13 protein-coding genes are annotated in these 15,368 nt (G+C 67.5%); 6 read left to right on the top strand and 7 right to left on the bottom strand.

The window, feature by feature from the left end; translation table 11 throughout:
• Positions 1-7: 7 nt before the first annotated feature.
• The 3 genes from otsB to NFL01S_RS25365 all read right to left on the bottom strand — a co-directional run bounded on the left by otsB (position 8) and on the right by NFL01S_RS25365 (position 5,851).
• Positions 8-3,991: a trehalose-phosphatase gene (gene otsB, locus NFL01S_RS25375; RefSeq protein WP_245670878.1), complete on the bottom strand. Its 3,984-nt coding sequence runs from the start codon at positions 3,989-3,991 to the stop codon at positions 8-10.
• Between the two features lie 154 nt (positions 3,992-4,145).
• Positions 4,146-5,498 carry a wax ester/triacylglycerol synthase family O-acyltransferase gene (locus tag NFL01S_RS25370; protein WP_062978830.1) on the bottom strand — a complete coding sequence of 451 codons (1,353 nt, stop codon included), beginning with the start codon at positions 5,496-5,498 and terminating at the stop codon, positions 4,146-4,148.
• Positions 5,495-5,851: a CBS domain-containing protein gene (locus NFL01S_RS25365; protein WP_062978829.1), complete on the bottom strand. Its 357-nt coding sequence runs from the start codon at positions 5,849-5,851 to the stop codon at positions 5,495-5,497. The genes NFL01S_RS25370 and NFL01S_RS25365 overlap by 4 nt, the downstream gene beginning before the upstream one ends.
• 283 nt (positions 5,852-6,134) lie before the next feature.
• On the opposite strand from NFL01S_RS25365, the gene NFL01S_RS25360 reads away from it, so the two are divergent.
• Positions 6,135-6,797 (top strand): DUF2267 domain-containing protein, encoded by a 663-nt coding sequence (locus NFL01S_RS25360; RefSeq protein WP_062978828.1) that lies wholly within the window; start codon positions 6,135-6,137, stop codon positions 6,795-6,797.
• A 158-nt stretch (positions 6,798-6,955) separates the two neighbouring features.
• Here the strand turns inward: NFL01S_RS25360 and NFL01S_RS25355 are convergent, their stop codons facing one another.
• Together NFL01S_RS25355 and NFL01S_RS25350 are read right to left on the bottom strand one after the other, a co-directional pair.
• Positions 6,956-7,864: a universal stress protein gene (locus tag NFL01S_RS25355; protein WP_062978827.1), complete on the bottom strand. Its 909-nt coding sequence runs from the start codon at positions 7,862-7,864 to the stop codon at positions 6,956-6,958.
• A gap of 261 nt (positions 7,865-8,125) precedes the next feature.
• Positions 8,126-8,638 carry a mycothiol-dependent nitroreductase Rv2466c family protein gene (locus NFL01S_RS25350; protein WP_371851860.1) on the bottom strand — a complete coding sequence of 171 codons (513 nt, stop codon included), beginning with the start codon at positions 8,636-8,638 and terminating at the stop codon, positions 8,126-8,128.
• A gap of 272 nt (positions 8,639-8,910) precedes the next feature.
• On the opposite strand from NFL01S_RS25350, the gene NFL01S_RS25345 reads away from it, so the two are divergent.
• The 5 genes from NFL01S_RS25345 to NFL01S_RS25325 all read left to right on the top strand — a co-directional run bounded on the left by NFL01S_RS25345 (position 8,911) and on the right by NFL01S_RS25325 (position 13,398).
• Positions 8,911-11,043, top strand: coding sequence for an MMPL family transporter (locus NFL01S_RS25345; RefSeq protein WP_062978826.1), 2,133 nt, complete (start codon positions 8,911-8,913; stop codon positions 11,041-11,043).
• 67 nt (positions 11,044-11,110) lie between these two features.
• Complete coding sequence (locus NFL01S_RS25340) at positions 11,111-11,380, top strand: metal-sensitive transcriptional regulator (RefSeq protein WP_062978973.1); 270 nt, start codon at positions 11,111-11,113, stop codon at positions 11,378-11,380.
• A gap of 44 nt (positions 11,381-11,424) precedes the next feature.
• On the top strand, positions 11,425-11,661 hold the full coding sequence (locus NFL01S_RS25335; protein ID WP_062978825.1) for a YgaP family membrane protein: 237 nt from the start codon (positions 11,425-11,427) through the stop codon (positions 11,659-11,661).
• 49 nt (positions 11,662-11,710) lie between these two features.
• Positions 11,711-12,130: a DUF302 domain-containing protein gene (locus NFL01S_RS25330; protein WP_062978824.1), complete on the top strand. Its 420-nt coding sequence runs from the start codon at positions 11,711-11,713 to the stop codon at positions 12,128-12,130.
• Between the two features lie 329 nt (positions 12,131-12,459).
• Positions 12,460-13,398: a universal stress protein gene (locus NFL01S_RS25325; RefSeq protein WP_062978823.1), complete on the top strand. Its 939-nt coding sequence runs from the start codon at positions 12,460-12,462 to the stop codon at positions 13,396-13,398.
• Positions 13,399-13,547: 149 nt separating this feature from the next.
• Here NFL01S_RS25325 and NFL01S_RS25320 read toward each other — a convergent pair whose 3' ends face one another.
• Together NFL01S_RS25320 and NFL01S_RS25315 are read right to left on the bottom strand one after the other, a co-directional pair.
• Positions 13,548-13,898, bottom strand: coding sequence for a spore germination protein GerW family protein (locus NFL01S_RS25320; protein WP_062978822.1), 351 nt, complete (start codon positions 13,896-13,898; stop codon positions 13,548-13,550).
• Positions 13,899-13,915: 17 nt separating this feature from the next.
• Positions 13,916-14,836 carry a universal stress protein gene (locus NFL01S_RS25315; RefSeq protein WP_062978821.1) on the bottom strand — a complete coding sequence of 307 codons (921 nt, stop codon included), beginning with the start codon at positions 14,834-14,836 and terminating at the stop codon, positions 13,916-13,918.
• Positions 14,837-15,368 lie beyond the last annotated feature (532 nt).

The raw sequence follows: 15,368 nt of genomic DNA, 5'->3' as shown, positions 1-15,368 counted from the left end.
CTTTCTGTCAGCGAAGTATCCCCGTTGTTCCCGGGAAGCGGACCGTGTCTCCGGCGGCGAGTTCGACGGTCTGGTCCCGGCAGGACACCGTGATCGGTGCGGCGGGACCGGGATGGGAACCGATTTCCACACCGTGGCCGCTGACGTGCACGCTCAGCCGGTGGCCGCGATACACCATGGGAAACGACAGGGTCCCCAGCGAACGCGGCCACGAAGGGCAGAAGACGAGTTGATCCTCGCGTACTTCGAGGCCGGTGAAGCAGCGTTGCAGCAGATCGGCGCTGCCGGCCATGGCGGCGAGGTGGATCCCTTCGGCGGTGGTGCCGCCCTGGATATCGGCGATATCGGATTCCAGTACCGATTCGAAGTACTCCACGGCACGGTCGCGATGGGCACGCGCCAACACCCAGGAATGCACTACGGCACTCAGCGTCGAACCGTGTGACGTGCGGGCCAGGTAGTAATCGATCGTCCGGGGGATCATCTCCGCGGGCAGCTCGTAACCGAGATGCCCGAGCAGCGTGCGCAGTTCGTCGGCGGAGAACACATAGAACAGCATCAATACATCGGCCTGTTTTCCGGCGCGGTAGGCGTTGATATCGTCGCCCTCGGCTTCCAGGATCCGATCGAGTCGCCCGATATTGCCGTACCGGCGCCGATAATGGTCCCAGTCCAGTTCGCGTAGCTGGTCGTAGCCGTCGAACTGGCTGATGACACCGTCGTGGAACGGCACATACATCCGGCGCGCGACATCGCGCCAGTGCTGCAGTTCGCCGGGTGTCAACGATAAGACGTCCAGCAGTTCGGCCCGGGCAGGCGGGGGCAGGACGTCGAGGGCGTCGAGGGCACGCAGAATCGTCCAGGCGGCCATGATGTTGGTGTAGGCGTTGTTGTCGATGCCTTCCTGCGGGGCGTGTGGATATCCGGAGTGGAATTCGTCGGGGCCGATGACGCCCCGGATGCTGTAGCGGCCGCGGCCGGGGTCGAGTTCGGCACGGGCGGACCAGAAGCGGGCTATTTCGGCGAGCATTTCGGCGCCGCATTCGGTGAGGAAATCGATATCGCCGGTGACTTGGTAGTACTGCCAGACCGTGTAGGCGACCGCGCTGCCGATATGGTGGGCGCGATGGCTGGGGTCGGGGTTCCAGCGTCCCGACAGCGGGTTGAGGTGCATGCGCTGGCTTTCCTCGCGGCCGTCGCTGCCGGACTGCCACGGGAACATCGCCCCCGCATACCCGTCGTGCGTGGCGGCGCGGCGGGCTTGCGGGAGGCGCCGGTAGCGATACCGCAGCAGGGACCGGGTCAGCGCGGGGAAGCGGGGGTTGAGTACCGGGAAAACGAACAACTCGTCCCAGAACACGTGCCCTCGATACGCTTCGCCGTGCAGGCCGCGTGCCGGGACACCGACATCGAGGTCGACGGTATTGGGGGCCAGTGTCTGGATCAGGTGCAGCAGGTGCAGGCGCACGATCCGCACCGGGCGGGTCGCGCCGTCGAGGTCGATGCGCAGCCGTGCCCAGATCCGGTCCCATGCCAGGATATGCCCGTCGCGGAGTTCGGTGTAGCCGGTGAACTCGTCGAGCAGGCCGGCCGCGGCTGCACCGGGATCACCGGTTGCGGGGTCGCGGCCGGTTGCTACCGCCATCGTTTTTTCTACCGAGATCGGTTCTCCCGCCACCATATCGAGCCGGAACTGATGTCCGAACGCACCGCCGTGGTGCAGGTAGCGTCGCTCGGCTTCGAGGGCATCACCATGTTTGCGCACCACGGTGCGCACAGTCATCGCCAGTGGCAGCCCGGCCCCGTTCGTCCGGGTCCGGACCAGGACCGAATCGGTGGACAATTGCCGGCCGTGGGCTGTGGTCAGGTGCTTACTCGACAATCCGCGGTAGCGGGCCACGAGTGTGTTGGCGACCGCGGTGTCGATGGTTGCGCGGATCTCCATCGGCCCCGACCAGTTCTCGGCGACGATCGTGGCCTGCAGCGCGCCCAGGTGCGGGCGGTGCATGGCGGCGAAGCGGCGCTCGGTGACCTCGGTGACGCGGCCCTGCGCGTCGCGGAACCGGAAGCGGCGCACGAGTTCTGCCCGGCGCAGATCCAGCTGCTGCCGGTAGGACAGCAGGTCGGCGCGGTCGATGTCGAACCAGTCGCCGTCGCCGATGCGCCAGGTCACCGGTAGCCAATTCGGGACGTTGACCAGGCTTTCGTTGTCGATGTCCCGGCCGGCGACGCGGTCGTGGAGCCGGTTGTACAGCCCGGCGAGATAGGTGCCCGGATAGTGGAGCTCACCGGCCGCCGATTGCGGTGCCGCACCGCGGGTGGCGAAATAGCCGTTGCCGACGGTGCACAACGCTTCGCGCAGTTTCTCTTTCGCCGGGTCGTAGCCGTCGAAGGTGATCGCCCAGGACGGGGGCACCGGAGCCTCGGCACCGGCGGTCAGCAGCCGGGCGAGCCGGTGCAAAAAGTCGCGGACGCGGGTGGGTTCGGCCAGGGAGAAACCGGCTGCTGTCGCGCGCGTGACGCTTTCATTGCTGCGCACCACCACGCCCAGCCCGTCGGCTTCCACCACATCGAAGGCGTCCTCGTCGGTCAGATCGTCGCCGATATAGACGGGGAACACGGTGCCGGGTAGGCGTTCGACGATCCAGCGCAGCGCGGCGCCTTTGTCCCAGTCGGTATCCGGCCGCAATTCGACCACTTTGCGGCCGCCGGTTACTCGCAGTCCGTGCGCGCGTCCGGCGGCGTGTACCGCGGCCACGACCGGGCCGATATCGCCGGGTGCGACGTTGCGGTAGTGGGTGGCGACCGCGAACCGCTTGTGCTCGACCAGCACACCCGGCACATCGCACAGGTCGCGGTGCAGTTTGTCCGCCGCTTCCGTGAGCGCCTGCTCGGTGCCCGCGGGGATCGCGGCGGTGTGGCGGGTGCCGTCGGGGGCGAGTAGTTCGAATCCGTGGCTGCCGGCGTACCAGAGCCCGGTACCGCCGACGCGCCCGCGGAGATCGTCGAGCTCGCGCCCGCTGATGACGGCGACCGGGCAGTGCGCCGCCAGTTCTTCGAGGACTTCTTTCATCCCGGGGACGAGGTGCGCCGCGGCCGGATCGGGCACGATATCGGACAGTGTGCCGTCGAAATCGAGCAGGACCGCAGGGGTTTCGCCGCTGAGCAGATCGGTGATGCGCGACCAGAACGCGAGCGCATCGGGTACATCGGATACGCGCCGGAATCCGCCGCGTACCTCGATCCGGGACAGATCGTCGACAACGATGTCGGCGCCGCACGCCCGCAGCCTGTCGGCATGGCCGCCGCGGTCGACGCCGACGACGAGCCCGAAACCGCCGTCGCGGCCGGCTGCGACACCCGCTTCCGCGTCTTCGACGACCACGGTGCGTTGCGGTGTGCTGCCCAGACGGCGGGTGGTCTCGAGCAGGGTCGCCGGGTCCGGTTTGCCTGCGAGACCGAGGCGTTCGGCGTCGATTCCATCGACCCGGGCGTCGAATACTCCGGTGAGCCCGGCGGCGGTGAGGATGTAGCCGAGGTTGCGGCTGGCGGAGAAGACACCGGTCGGCATACCCAGCGCACGCACCCGCCGGATCAGCGCGGTCGTGGACTCGAACACTCGCACTCCGTCGCGGATGACTCGGTCGCGGAACAGGCGATCCTTGCGGTTGCCCAGCCCGCACACTGTCTCCGCGGTCTCGGGGTCGGTGGGCTCGCCCCACGGGAGGCTGATGCCGCGGGCAGCCAGGAAGTCGGCGACGCCGCAGTAGCGTGGTTTGCCGTCGACGTGGCGGAGATAGTCGTCGGGGGTGAACGGCGACCGGTCCTGGCCCGTGGTCGCGCCGCGCCGGTCGAGATAGGCGTCGAACAGTTCGGTCCACGCCGCCGCATGCACCGACGCGGTATCGGTAACGACACCGTCGAGATCGAACACGACCGCGTCGTAGCGACGCGTGTCGATCACGGTCGCGGTGTCTGCACCGTTGTTCACCCCTTCACTCTCCACCACCTGCGGTGGCAGGTGATAGGGCAAGAAGTCTCCAACCGGTGACCTGCGGTCCCGCGCACCCATATCGGAGACGGGGTCCTGCTGCGGGCCCGGCCGCCGGTGGCAAGTCCGTCCACCGACCGGGTGTGCGCACAGGTCAGGGCGGCCCGAGCAGCGGGCCGGACTGTTCGGTACAGCGCGACATCTCTGCCAGCTCGGCCTCGATGGCGGCGGCGATCCGTTCGGCGGGCAGCATACTGTCGTAGTCGCTGAGCACGCCGAACCGCAGGAGGCCGTGGTAGCTGGTGACCGCGACGGCCAGGCCGATGCGCATGGCCAGTGGGGGCAGCGCGAACGCGTCCAGCACGGTACGGCCGAGGAATGACAGTGTGTCCGGTGGCCCGATGACATTGGTGACCAGTGCGCCGACGGCCTGCTGCCGGTAGCGCGCCGCGAACCGCAGCACGGCGGCCACGGAGGCTGTCGGTAGCAGTGCCGCCGCGCCGAGCGCCAAGCCTTCGGCTTCCACCTCGCCGGTCGCCCGCTGCCGGGCCACCCGCTGATGCACACGGGTGAGGCGCTGGCGAACGGTTGCGGCGTCCAGCGGCAATTGCGGGGTGAGGGCGGCGACGACGTTGCCGAGTCCGTCTCCCGCCCCGGGCCGGGTGGAGACCGGAACAAGGATACGCAAGTGTTCGGTGGCCGGGTCCCTGCCCTGTGCGATCAGTACCGACCGCACCGCGCCGGTGACCGCGGCGACCGCGACATCGTTGACGGTGACCCCGAACGCGGCACAGACGGCGCGGATATCGGCCAGGTTCGCCTCGGCGACACCGTAGCGGCGCCTGGGCCCGAGCCCGCCCGCGCCCAACGAGCCGTTCCCGGCCGGTAGCAGTGCCCGGGTCAGGGGTACGGCGTTGCGGACCAGGCTCCCAGCGCCACGGGCCGCGACGGCCGCCACGCGTGTACCGGCGGAGACGAGGCGTGTCATGGTGGGAATCGCGGGCGGCTGCCCGAGTGGTGAGTGGTCGGTGTGTGTGCCGGTGTCGTCGCAGAGTTGTTCGAACAACCGCATACCGGCCATACCGTCGACCATCGTGTGATGGGCCGCGAAGAGCAGCGCCCATTGATCGATGCCGTATTCCTCGATGATCAGGCAGCGCCACAGCGGGTGGTCTCTGTCGAATTTCTCGGTCGACTCCGCGGCGATCAGCTCACACAACTGCTGCTTGCCGCGTGGTTGCGGTAGCGCGCGCCACCGCACGTGTCGCGCCAGGTCGAAGCCGGGGTCGTCGACCCATCGGGGTGCCTGCAGGTCCAGGGGTGCGCGCTGGACTCGCTGCCGCAGGCGTGGATCGCGGTCGACGCGCTGTTGGAGACGTTCGATGAGTTCTGGCTGTGACGGTGCTCGCCCGGCCAGCACCGCGGCGATGCCGATGCCGACATCGGCGGTCGCGTCGGCATCTTCGATGTACAGGAATGCCGAATCGAGAGGGTGCAGGCGGCTCATCGGCTGTCGTGCTCCGGCAGCGCCCGGGCGATATCGACGCTGCGCAGCGTTGTCCCTTCGAGTAGGTTCCCGGCGGTACAGCTAGCCGGATCATGACCTACAGCAAAGCATTTCACCACGAAGTCGCAGTCTGTCCCGATGCCGATCGGGTGGCTTTGCCCGTCACACACCGGTAGCGATCCGATGCTGTGCTGCCGCATCTGCCAGGGCGCTGTTGTCGTCGTGTCGCGCTGCCCGAGGCAGGTGACGTCGCGGTGCATGATGGATTGAACCGGTCTCATCGTGGGATCTCCCAACGTCCGGGGCGCTGCCGATTCAGCATCACCGAACTCGGCGCTCTGCTGGTAGGGCACAAGGTCACCCTCGCGCCGGGAAAGACACGGACTCGGTCCGCCGACGGCCGAACGGCCGTCGGCTCTCATCGGGGTGGCCGCCCACAACAGGTGGTACCGGGTGCTTCGGTGATACCTGTCCAGCGGTCACGTCCGGGCGGATTCGACCATGTGCCCGGTGCGGTGGTCGGGACCATTTCCCTGTGCCTCGGCGACTTCCGGCCCTCGCCGAGGCGGGCACCGGAATCGATGCTGGAGGAGCACCCCCAGCCGGTATCTCGGACCCCTCGAGGAAGGCAATGGTATGGCGCATCACACCGATCCTCTGGCCGCGGAGGTTCATACCGCGCACGCCTGGCTGAACACCATCGCCGACGGCCTGGGCGCCGAGGACCGCCATTTCGCCCTCCGCGCCCTACGCGCATGGATGCATGCGGTCCGCGACCGGGTCGGGGTGTCCAACTCTGCCCATGTGACCGCACAACTCCCCGAGTTCCTTCGCGGAGTGTGGTACGAGGGCTGGATACCGGCCAAAGTCCCGGTCCGCCACGGTGTCGCCTCGTTCATCGACCAGTTCGCCGAGGAAGCACGGATCGACCGCGACGATGTTGTCATTGTCGCCGGGAAGGTCACACGGTCGTTGGATCAGCTGTTCGCCCCCGGCCAACTGGACAGTATCTTCGCTGTTCTGCCCGCGCCGCTGGATATCGCCTTGTGGGGCGATTTCCTCGGCGAAACGACCGCGGCCAGGACGGTGTCGCCGGTCCGTGCCCTGCGCGCTGCGCAGCGCGAGCGTGACCTCGCCCAGCAGGTCCGGGTGCTGGGCGAAGCGGTCGCTGTGCTGGCCCGTGGGCTCGAACAGTTGCCGTCACTGCCCGCTGACGAACAACGGGTCGCCACGGCAGCGCAGTCGGCGCACCGCATCCTGCTGGCCGAGGGGCTGGTGGATCAGCACGCGACCGAGTGAGGTGAGCATGCTGCAGCCGACGGTGCGCTGGACTGTCCGGCCGGACACTGCGGCGCCTCGATGTGACCTTCGGCGCCAGTCCGCCGGACACGGCCGGATAAGTGGTCTGCTTCCCATGAGCTGGTTTCTCAGCGGTATCCGGTTTCGGTGGCCGCCGGTCAGGTTCGGTGGGCAACGAGGACTGGGCAGTGGGCTCGTTGCACGATGATGTTGCTGGTGGAGCCCATCAGCAGACCGTGGAACCCGCCGCGGCCACGGCTGCCGACCACGACGAGCTGCGCCGACTTGGACCATTCGATCAGGTGCAGGTCCGGGCCTGCCAGGTAGATCTTGCGGATCACCTGGACGCCAGGGTATTTCGCCATCCACTCGGCGAGCCACTCGGCCAGTTGTGCCTCCGCCGCAGCGGCGATATCGGGATCGTCGACGGTCTCGGGCATGCCGGCGAACCAATGGAAACGCAGATCGTGCCAGGTGTGTAGGGCAATCACAGGCACCCGCAACAGGTCTGCTTCGGCGAATGCGGCGGCCGCGGCGGCGTTACTGGCCGCAGTTCCGTCGAGGCCCACGACGACGGGCCGCTCACGGCCGGTACTCGATTCGGTCCCGTGCCCGCGTACCACGACAACTTTCCCGTGACCATGGCTGGTGACCGCGAGCAGAGTCGATCCGAGATGGGCCGGCGTGGATCCTTCCCCGGAAGCGCCGATCACGGTCAGTTCCGCGGAGGCGGACTCTTCCACCAGCAAACGCGCAGGTTCCGCATCGGACAGTGCTGTCTCCACCGTGAGAGAAGGGTCGATCTGCAGCGCCTGCGAACGGGCGCGCTCCACACAGTCGTTTCCGCGGCGATACGCCGCCTCGAGCACAGGCCGCTCCATCTGGTCGTAGACGCCGGTGAGAGTGCGTGCGGCAGCCAGGTTGTATCCGTGCACGATACGTAACCGCCCGCCGCGCCGGGAGGCGGTTCGGCTTGCCCAGCGCACGGCGAGTTCGGACGGCTCGGAGCTGTCGACACCGACAACGATCGACAGGGACGACTCGGACGACTGTGCGGAACTGTCCATTCCGGCTGTCCCTTCGTGATCCAGTGCTGCGATTCTTCGAGACTAGGCCGGTAGGTACAACCGCTGCGGCGGTCATTCGTCACCCGTGGCCGGGACTTCGGTCGCCTGCACCCCGGCCCGCATGACCGCTGAGCAGCCCAGACCACATCGCGCAGCGGGACCGGCCCATCTCCGATGGGACGCGACAGGCGGCCGTTCCGGGTGGAAGCCGGGTGTGGCCACTCGGCCGCCTGGACGACAGGGCGCTCCGGAACGGCACCCTCAGCGGATATTGTGCTCGCCGGTGGTGAATGCCGGCGGGCCTTGGTAGGGGCGTTGCAGGGCGGCGAATTCGGGTGTGCGCGCGGCATCGATCACCGCGCGCAGCAGTGCGGTGGCGCGGTGAGGGGACGGTGGCGCGGTGAGCACCGGCCCACCGAATCCTTGTCCGTCGATCGAAATGATGGGACTTCCGCCGCGAGCGCCGAGAGCCTGCTGGGAGTCCCGATGAGCATCGACGACCAGCGAGTCGAACGAGGCGTCGTCGAGGGCGGCGAGAAGGGCCGAATCCAGGTCGGCTTCAGCGAGGGCCGCCGTGGCGGCGGCATCGTCGTCGGTATCCGGTCCTCGCGGATGCAGCCGCGGCCCCAACGCCAGGTAGAGCGGAACGAAGCCTGCGGGGCCGTGGCGCTGTTCGGCGGCGGCGAACATGCGCCCGAACCGGCGTGAACGGCTGATCATCGGTTCATGGCCGGCGTCGACGGTCTGGCCATCGTTGAGTACCGCCAGACTCATCTGTTTCACGGCCACCGTGTGCGGTGTCGAGCAGCCAGCGGGCTGTCACCCAGGCGAACGGGCATACCGGGTCCACGTACAAATCGATCTCGGCCATCACGGTCCTCCTTCGCGAGGTTCCGGCGGTTGAGCGGGGTCTACAGGGCGGCTGCCTACCCCACTTGCTCAATATACCCCCAGGGGTATTATCGGAACTCGACGATACCCCCAGGGGTATGAAGAGAGGTGTGGGGGCTTTCCGAAGAGGTGGAGGTACAGCGGTGACGGAGACGATGACCGGACGGGCAGGCGCCGACGCGACGATCGGCGGTCCGCTGGCGCGACTCGGCGCGACGATGGCCGGGCGCGCCCGCTGGGTGTTCGGGGTGTGGCTGGTGGTTCTCGTCGCTCTCGGCGCGGCCGCGCCGAGTGTGTTCACCTCGCTGGCCGGAGCCGGATGGCAGGCCGAGGGGTCGGAGTCGGTGCAGGTGCGCGAACTGGCCCAGCAGCATTTCGGCGGGAATTCCTCCGCGGCCGTACAGGTGGTCATGCATTCCGATACCGCTACTGTGGACAGCCCCGTGGTGCAGCGGGTAGTGGCCGAGGTGACCACCGAGTTCGCCGGGGACGACCGCTTCGCCGGTGTGGTGCCGCCGCAACCGGGGATGACGATCAGTCCGGACGGGCACACCGGCATCGTGATCGCGGGCGCGAATGCGTCCACCGATGACATGGTCCGCGCGGTCGACGACCACAAAGCGGCGTTGACCGCCCTGTCGGGCGAGGGGGTGGAGGTCTATCCGACCGGCGCGTCGGCGCTGTGGAGCGATTTCAACAAGGCCAACCACGACGCGATGATCAAAGCCGAATTGTTCTCCTGGCCGGTGACGCTCGCGATCATGGTGCTGGCGTTCGGGTCGCTGGTGGCTGCGGGCCTGCCGCTGTTGCTGACCGTCGCGGGACTGGTGGCATCAGCGGGCGGGCTGGTGCTGTTGAACGAGATCACTCCGATCTCGGTGTGGGCGATGAACTTCGCGATGATGTTCGCCCTGGCCCTGGGCATCGACTATGCCCTGTTCATCGTCGCCCGGTTCCGCGACGCCCTGAGCAAGACGGCCGATACCAGGCGTGCTGTGGCCGAAACGATGGACACTGCCGGCAAAGCCGTAGTGCTGTCGGGCGCCACTGTGCTGGTGAGTTTGTCGGCGGTGCTGCTGGTGCCCGCACCGGCGGTGCGCACCATGGCCGTGGGCATCATGCTGGCCGTGGTCTTCGTGCTCGCCGCGACGGTGACACTGCTGCCCGCGGCGCTGGGCGCGCTCGGGCCCAAGGTCAATGCCGGCGCCCTGCCGTATGCGAAGCGGCAACATCATCGGTCGCCGCGTTTTGCTCGGTGGGGCGAGATTCTGCACAACCACCCGTGGCCGTTTGCCATCGCGGCACTGGCCGTGCTGATCGGACTGGCGCTACCGGTGCTGGGACTCAAGGTCGCCATGCCCTCGATCCAGGTCGTGCCCGCCGACGCCCCGGTGCGTCAGGGCTATGAGCTGGTGCAGCGGCAGTTGGGCCCGGGTGCGCCGGGAGCATTGCAGATCGTGACCCCGGCCGAAAGCGCCGTCGAGACCGCGGACAAAGCCGCAACGGCCGAGGGAATCGCCATGGTCACCCCCGCCCAGCCCGCCGGTGATGGATCGGGTCTGGTGATGCTGCAGGCGCTGCCCGAGGTCGATCCCTCCGACGAGCGCATGGGCACCATCCTCGACGACCTGCGCGCACAGCTACCCGAGCAGGCGCTCGTCGGCGGCGCCCCGGCCGAGAACCTGGATCTACAGCAGGCCCTCGACAACTACCTGCCGGTCATCGTCACGGTAATCCTCGTGCTGGGCTTCGTGCTGTTGCTGGTCGCCCTGCAGGCCCCGCTCATCGCAGCGCTGGGCACCCTGGTCAGCCTGCTGTCGACGGCCGCGGCGTTCGGAGTGGCGAAACTGATCTTCCAGGACGGCCACGGCTCCGGGTTGCTGGGGTTCACCCCGCAGGGATTCCTCGACGGCTGGGGGCCGGTGTTCTTCTTCGCGATGATCTTCGCGATCGCGATGGACTACACGGTGTTCCTGCTGGCCACCGCCAAAGAGCACTACGAACGCTCCAAAGATCCGAAAACCGCCCATATCGACGGGCTGGCCCACTCCGGGCGGGTCATCTTCGCCGCGGCAGCGGTCATGGTGGCGGTGTTCTTCACCTTCGCGCTGGCCCAGCCCCTGCCGCCGAAGGAGATGGGCATCATCCTCGGCGTCGCGGTCCTGCTCGACGCGCTCATCGTCCGGCTGGTTCTGCTCCCGGTCGTCCTGCGGCTGACCGGCCACGGCGCATGGTGGTCACCACGATGGCTACGCCGAGTCCTACCGGCCATCAACTTCAGTCACTGATCACCACCCGCCCGAAATACCCCAGGGGGTATTGTTGATGGGGAACTGCGAAACAGGAGAAGACACCATGATCGGCGACGAAAACACCATCGCTCCCGTGCTCAACCGCCTACGACGCGCCCATGGCCAGCTCGCGGGCGTGATCGCGATGATCGAGGCGGGCCGCGACTGCAAAGACGTCGTCACCCAGCTCGCCGCGGTGTCCCGCGCGCTCGACCGCGCCGGATTCAAGATCGTCGCCACCGGTCTGCGTGAATGCCTCGACCGGCAGGACGACGAGAACACCGACCCGTTGACCATCGACGAACTGGAAAAACTGTTCCTCGCCCTGGCCTGACTACAGGGCCGGGACGTAACCGCTTGTGAAAGGACGGGCCCACCATGCCGACATCGGTGCGTCACCGCGAATGGACCATCGACCGAGTCGTTCCGCTGCTGGCCGCGACGATGGTCCTGCTCGGCACCGTACTGGCCGCAACCGTCTCACCGTGGTGGCTGATCCTGCCCGCGCTCGTCAGCGTCAACCTGCTGCTCTACGGCGTCGTCGGCTGGTGCCCGGCCACCCTGATCATGACACGCCTCGGCGTGCCCTCCGGCTGCGCCGGCCCCCGCGCGTGAACCCCGCGGACCCGTGAACATCCAACGAACACCGGAAGCGAGGAGATCCATGACCGAGACCACCGCACTCGCCTTGTCGGCCACACTGACCACCGGCTTCGATGATGCCGTGGCGCGCACCCGCGCAGCCCTGTCCGAACAAGGATTCGGCGTCCTAACCGAAATCGATATGCGCGCCACTCTCGAGGCCAAACTCGGCCACGATATGGAGGACTACCTGATCCTCGGCGCCTGCAACCCGCCCCTGGCCCACCGTGCCGTCGACATAGACCGTCAGATCGGGCTCCTGCTGCCCTGCAATGTCATCGTCCGTCGCGACCCCGCCAACGACACCGACATACTCGTCGAAGCCATGAACCCGAACATCATGGTCCAGGTCACCGGACAACCGGCCCTCGCCCCGATCGCCGAGGAAGCAACGACGAAACTGAAGGCGGCGATCGGCTCCCTCCACACCAGCGGGAACTGACAGCCGCGGTTCAGTGGTTCGCCGCTCCGGGTTCGGTTCGCCCGCCGATCCCGGCGGCGCGTCGGCACAGCCGCCCCCGTCACCGCCGGCATCCGCCGGTCTGCCGGTCGCGCGCACGGGGTCTTGCGCCCACGAACTCGGGGACCTTGTTCCCTGCTCCGCGCGGCTCATCGCAGGGATGCTCGGTTCAAGGACGGACCGGATACAAAAGCACCCGGTGGAGCACACCGCAACTGTTCACGCCATCGGAGGCCGATTCCCACTCCGGATTCGTCGATGCCCGCCCGAGCGGATCGCGTGCGCGGGGCCGCCAACGAGGAAGGCAGAGCATGACGGGACACACCGACCCGGCGCACGAGAAACGCACCGTACGGGATGTGGTTGCCGCAGTGGACGGCTCACCGAGTTCGTATCGAGCGGTGGCCTGGGCGGCGGTCGAGGCGAGTATGCACGGCTGTGGGCTGCATTTGGTCAACTCGTGGGCCATTCCGTCGGGATTCGGTCCCGAGGCCACGATGACCGAGAACGACCTGCGCTGGTTGTACGACCAGGGCCAGCGAGTCGTCGACGAGGCCGAGCACGTGGCCCGGAACGCGTCGCCGGGTAAAGAGCCGGTCATCAGCACCGAGGTGACCTCCTTGCTGATCACCACGGCACTCATCAAACGATCGCATGCGGCCCGGATGGTGGTAGTCGGCAGTCGCGGCCTGGGCGCGTTCCAGCGCGGTCTACTCGGATCGGTGAGCACAGCCGTCGCTCGGCACGCGTGGTGCCCGGTGGCGGTGATCCACGCCGACGCACCGCTGGACTCGGCGGCGGCCGGGCGACCGGTACTGGTGGGAGTGGACGGCAGCGACAACAGCGCGCCGGCGGTGGCGCTGGCGTTCGACGAAGCGGCCCGGCGAAATGTCGGACTGATCGCCGTGCACTCCTGGAGCGACACCAGCGGACTCGATTTCCCGATCCGTGACTGGGACGACGTCAGGAACTCGGCCGACAGGGCGCTCGCCGAGACCTTGGCCGGCTACCACGAACAGTATCCCGATGTCGCGGTGCAGCGGATTGTCCGCGTGGACCGGCCTGCGCGTTCGTTGCACGACGCCTCGGCCGATGCGCAACTCGTCGTCGTCGGCAGTCGTGGCCGCGGTGGATTCCGCGGTCTGCTGCTCGGCTCCACCAGCGACGCCTTGCTGCATTCGGTGGACACCCCGCTGATCATCGTCCGCACCCCATCCGCACACAAGGAAAGTGCAGGCGAGCATGAGTAGGGGAGTGCGCGACGTCTGCGCTCCGGCAAGGGCTGCATCGGCAGTCCAACTGCCGGCGGGCGTGCCGCTGTGCGGCCGAGGCGTCCGGTTCTCGGCGGGTGGCGCCTGCTCGACGGCCGCCGCGCTCCCCGCCTCAGCCCTGCCGGGACTCACACATCTGCACGGTGGCGTGCGCGTAGTCCTGCCAGGCGCAGTCCGGCGAAGATCACCACGACCGCCACGAATCCGGCGGCCGTTATGAGCCGGTTGACGTCCACGGCCGGTTGCCAGCGCACCCGGCCGTCGGCGAGCACATAAGCGCCGACGGGCTTGGCGCCGACGCCGAAGCCACCGCCGGAACCTTCCTTGCCCTCCTCATCGGTACCTGTGCCCCCGCCCGCGCCGCCGGAGACCGCCGCGGCGGTGATCACCGTGACCCCGTCGCGTTCGACGGGGTCGGCGAACACTCGCCGGACACTCATCGAGTCCTTCGCCGTAGCGAGAATATCGTCGACCTTCATCGTGTCCTCCCTGCTGTTCACCGAGCGTCGTGCGCAACCATGACCGGGCACCTCGCGTGCTGGACCACCGCATTGCTGGTGGAACCGAGTAACAGACCCCGGAATCCGCCACGCCCGCGGCTACCGACCACCACCAGTTGCGCCACCTTCGACCATGCGAGCAGCTGGTGGCGCGGACCGAACAGATAGACCTTGCGGACGACGTCGACCTCCGGGTACTTCTCCTGCCAACCCGCCAGCTGCTCGGCCACAACGGTATGAGCAGCGGCAGCGACATCGGGGTTCGAAATCGCGTTCGGATATCCCGCGAACCGGTCGAACCGCTGATCACTCCAGGCGTGCACCGCGATCAACCAGGTCGACCGCTGCGCTGCCTCGTTGAACGCGGCAGCGACAGCAGCATCGCTGGTGCGGCTCCCGTCGACCCCGACCACCACCGGCAGCGCCGCACGGGTGTGCCGGTCCGTATCGTCACCGCGCACGACCACAATGCAGCCGTGACCGTGGGCGGTGACGGCCAGCAGAGTGGAACCGAGATGGGCGAACGTCCCACTGTCGCCCGAGGCTCCGAGAACGACCAGATGCGCGTCGGTCGATCTGGCGAGCAGCAACCGCGACGGATCCTCTTCGGCGACCTCGGTCCGGATCCGCAACTCGGGGTCGACGGTGCCGGCGAGCGCGGCCGCCGCGGCAACGTACTCGGCCCCGCGACGACGGATGTTCTCGAGAACCCCGGGAACCGTCACATCGTAGATGCCCAGCGCACTCGAGGCGGCCATAAGATCGAGCCCATGCACGATAAGTAACTCGCGGCCACGCAGGGACGCGGTTTCGGCGGCCCAGCGAACCGCGCGGTTCGCGGCGTCGGAGCCGTCGGTTCCCACCACGACAGCCGCCGCTGCCGACCTTCTCGAGCGTCCGTTGCGGTCAGTGGCCATTACGCTGATCCCTTCGGCTCAACGAGGGCGAATACCCGCAGCATAAGTCGGCCGTCCCGTGAGTCTCGCGTGTCATTGGTCATGAACACAAAGGCCCTTTGGAAGCGACGGTTCATTTGATGTCGCGGGCGCCAGAGTCTTGCAGTACGCACGATCAGCACGTCTATCTCTACGCGTCAGCAGCTAGAGGAGCTGAAAGCAAGGTGCGACTGCGGGGGCACGCTGGTGTTGGTGTCCAACCGACGTTGATGAGTCGGAGCGCCACCGCAAGATGCGCCTGAGCCGCGACAAGTTAGCGAGAAATTCTTGTAGACAGCATCCTGAGAATATGCAGGTTGTGCCCGACAGGTTAACCGAGAATCTACAGAAGATGTAGATTCTCATCGAACGTGTCGTTTTCTCACCTTTGTGTCGGTGACTTGTAACCTCCTTCTCATTAGTTGTCGCAGGTGAGACCATGTAGGTATGTCCACGCGGCCCCCTCCGCGTTGGAGGTGGGACTGAGTTACGCGTCCGAGGAACTCGGACGGGT

Source organism: Nocardia flavorosea NBRC 108225 (genome assembly GCF_001613385.1).
Lineage (GTDB): Bacteria > Actinomycetota > Actinomycetes > Mycobacteriales > Mycobacteriaceae > Nocardia > Nocardia flavorosea.
The sequence above is the reverse complement of the archived record's forward strand: the minus strand, read 5'-3'. Positions and strand labels throughout refer to the sequence as shown.

Coding starts and splice junctions, on each gene's coding strand:
- NFL01S_RS25350 (WP_371851860.1), bottom strand. CDS start 8,638: ATGAGTCTGGCGGTACTCAACGATGGCCAGACCGTCGACGCCGGCCAT.
- NFL01S_RS25345 (WP_062978826.1), top strand. CDS start 8,911: ATGACCGGACGGGCAGGCGCCGACGCGACGATCGGCGGTCCGCTGGCG.
- NFL01S_RS25315 (WP_062978821.1), bottom strand. CDS start 14,836: ATGGCCACTGACCGCAACGGACGCTCGAGAAGGTCGGCAGCGGCGGCT.
- NFL01S_RS25340 (WP_062978973.1), top strand. CDS start 11,111: ATGATCGGCGACGAAAACACCATCGCTCCCGTGCTCAACCGCCTACGA.
- NFL01S_RS25330 (WP_062978824.1), top strand. CDS start 11,711: ATGACCGAGACCACCGCACTCGCCTTGTCGGCCACACTGACCACCGGC.
- NFL01S_RS25355 (WP_062978827.1), bottom strand. CDS start 7,864: ATGGACAGTTCCGCACAGTCGTCCGAGTCGTCCCTGTCGATCGTTGTC.
- NFL01S_RS25360 (WP_062978828.1), top strand. CDS start 6,135: ATGGCGCATCACACCGATCCTCTGGCCGCGGAGGTTCATACCGCGCAC.
- NFL01S_RS25370 (WP_062978830.1), bottom strand. CDS start 5,498: ATGAGCCGCCTGCACCCTCTCGATTCGGCATTCCTGTACATCGAAGAT.
- NFL01S_RS25320 (WP_062978822.1), bottom strand. CDS start 13,898: ATGAAGGTCGACGATATTCTCGCTACGGCGAAGGACTCGATGAGTGTC.
- NFL01S_RS25335 (WP_062978825.1), top strand. CDS start 11,425: ATGCCGACATCGGTGCGTCACCGCGAATGGACCATCGACCGAGTCGTT.
- NFL01S_RS25325 (WP_062978823.1), top strand. CDS start 12,460: ATGACGGGACACACCGACCCGGCGCACGAGAAACGCACCGTACGGGAT.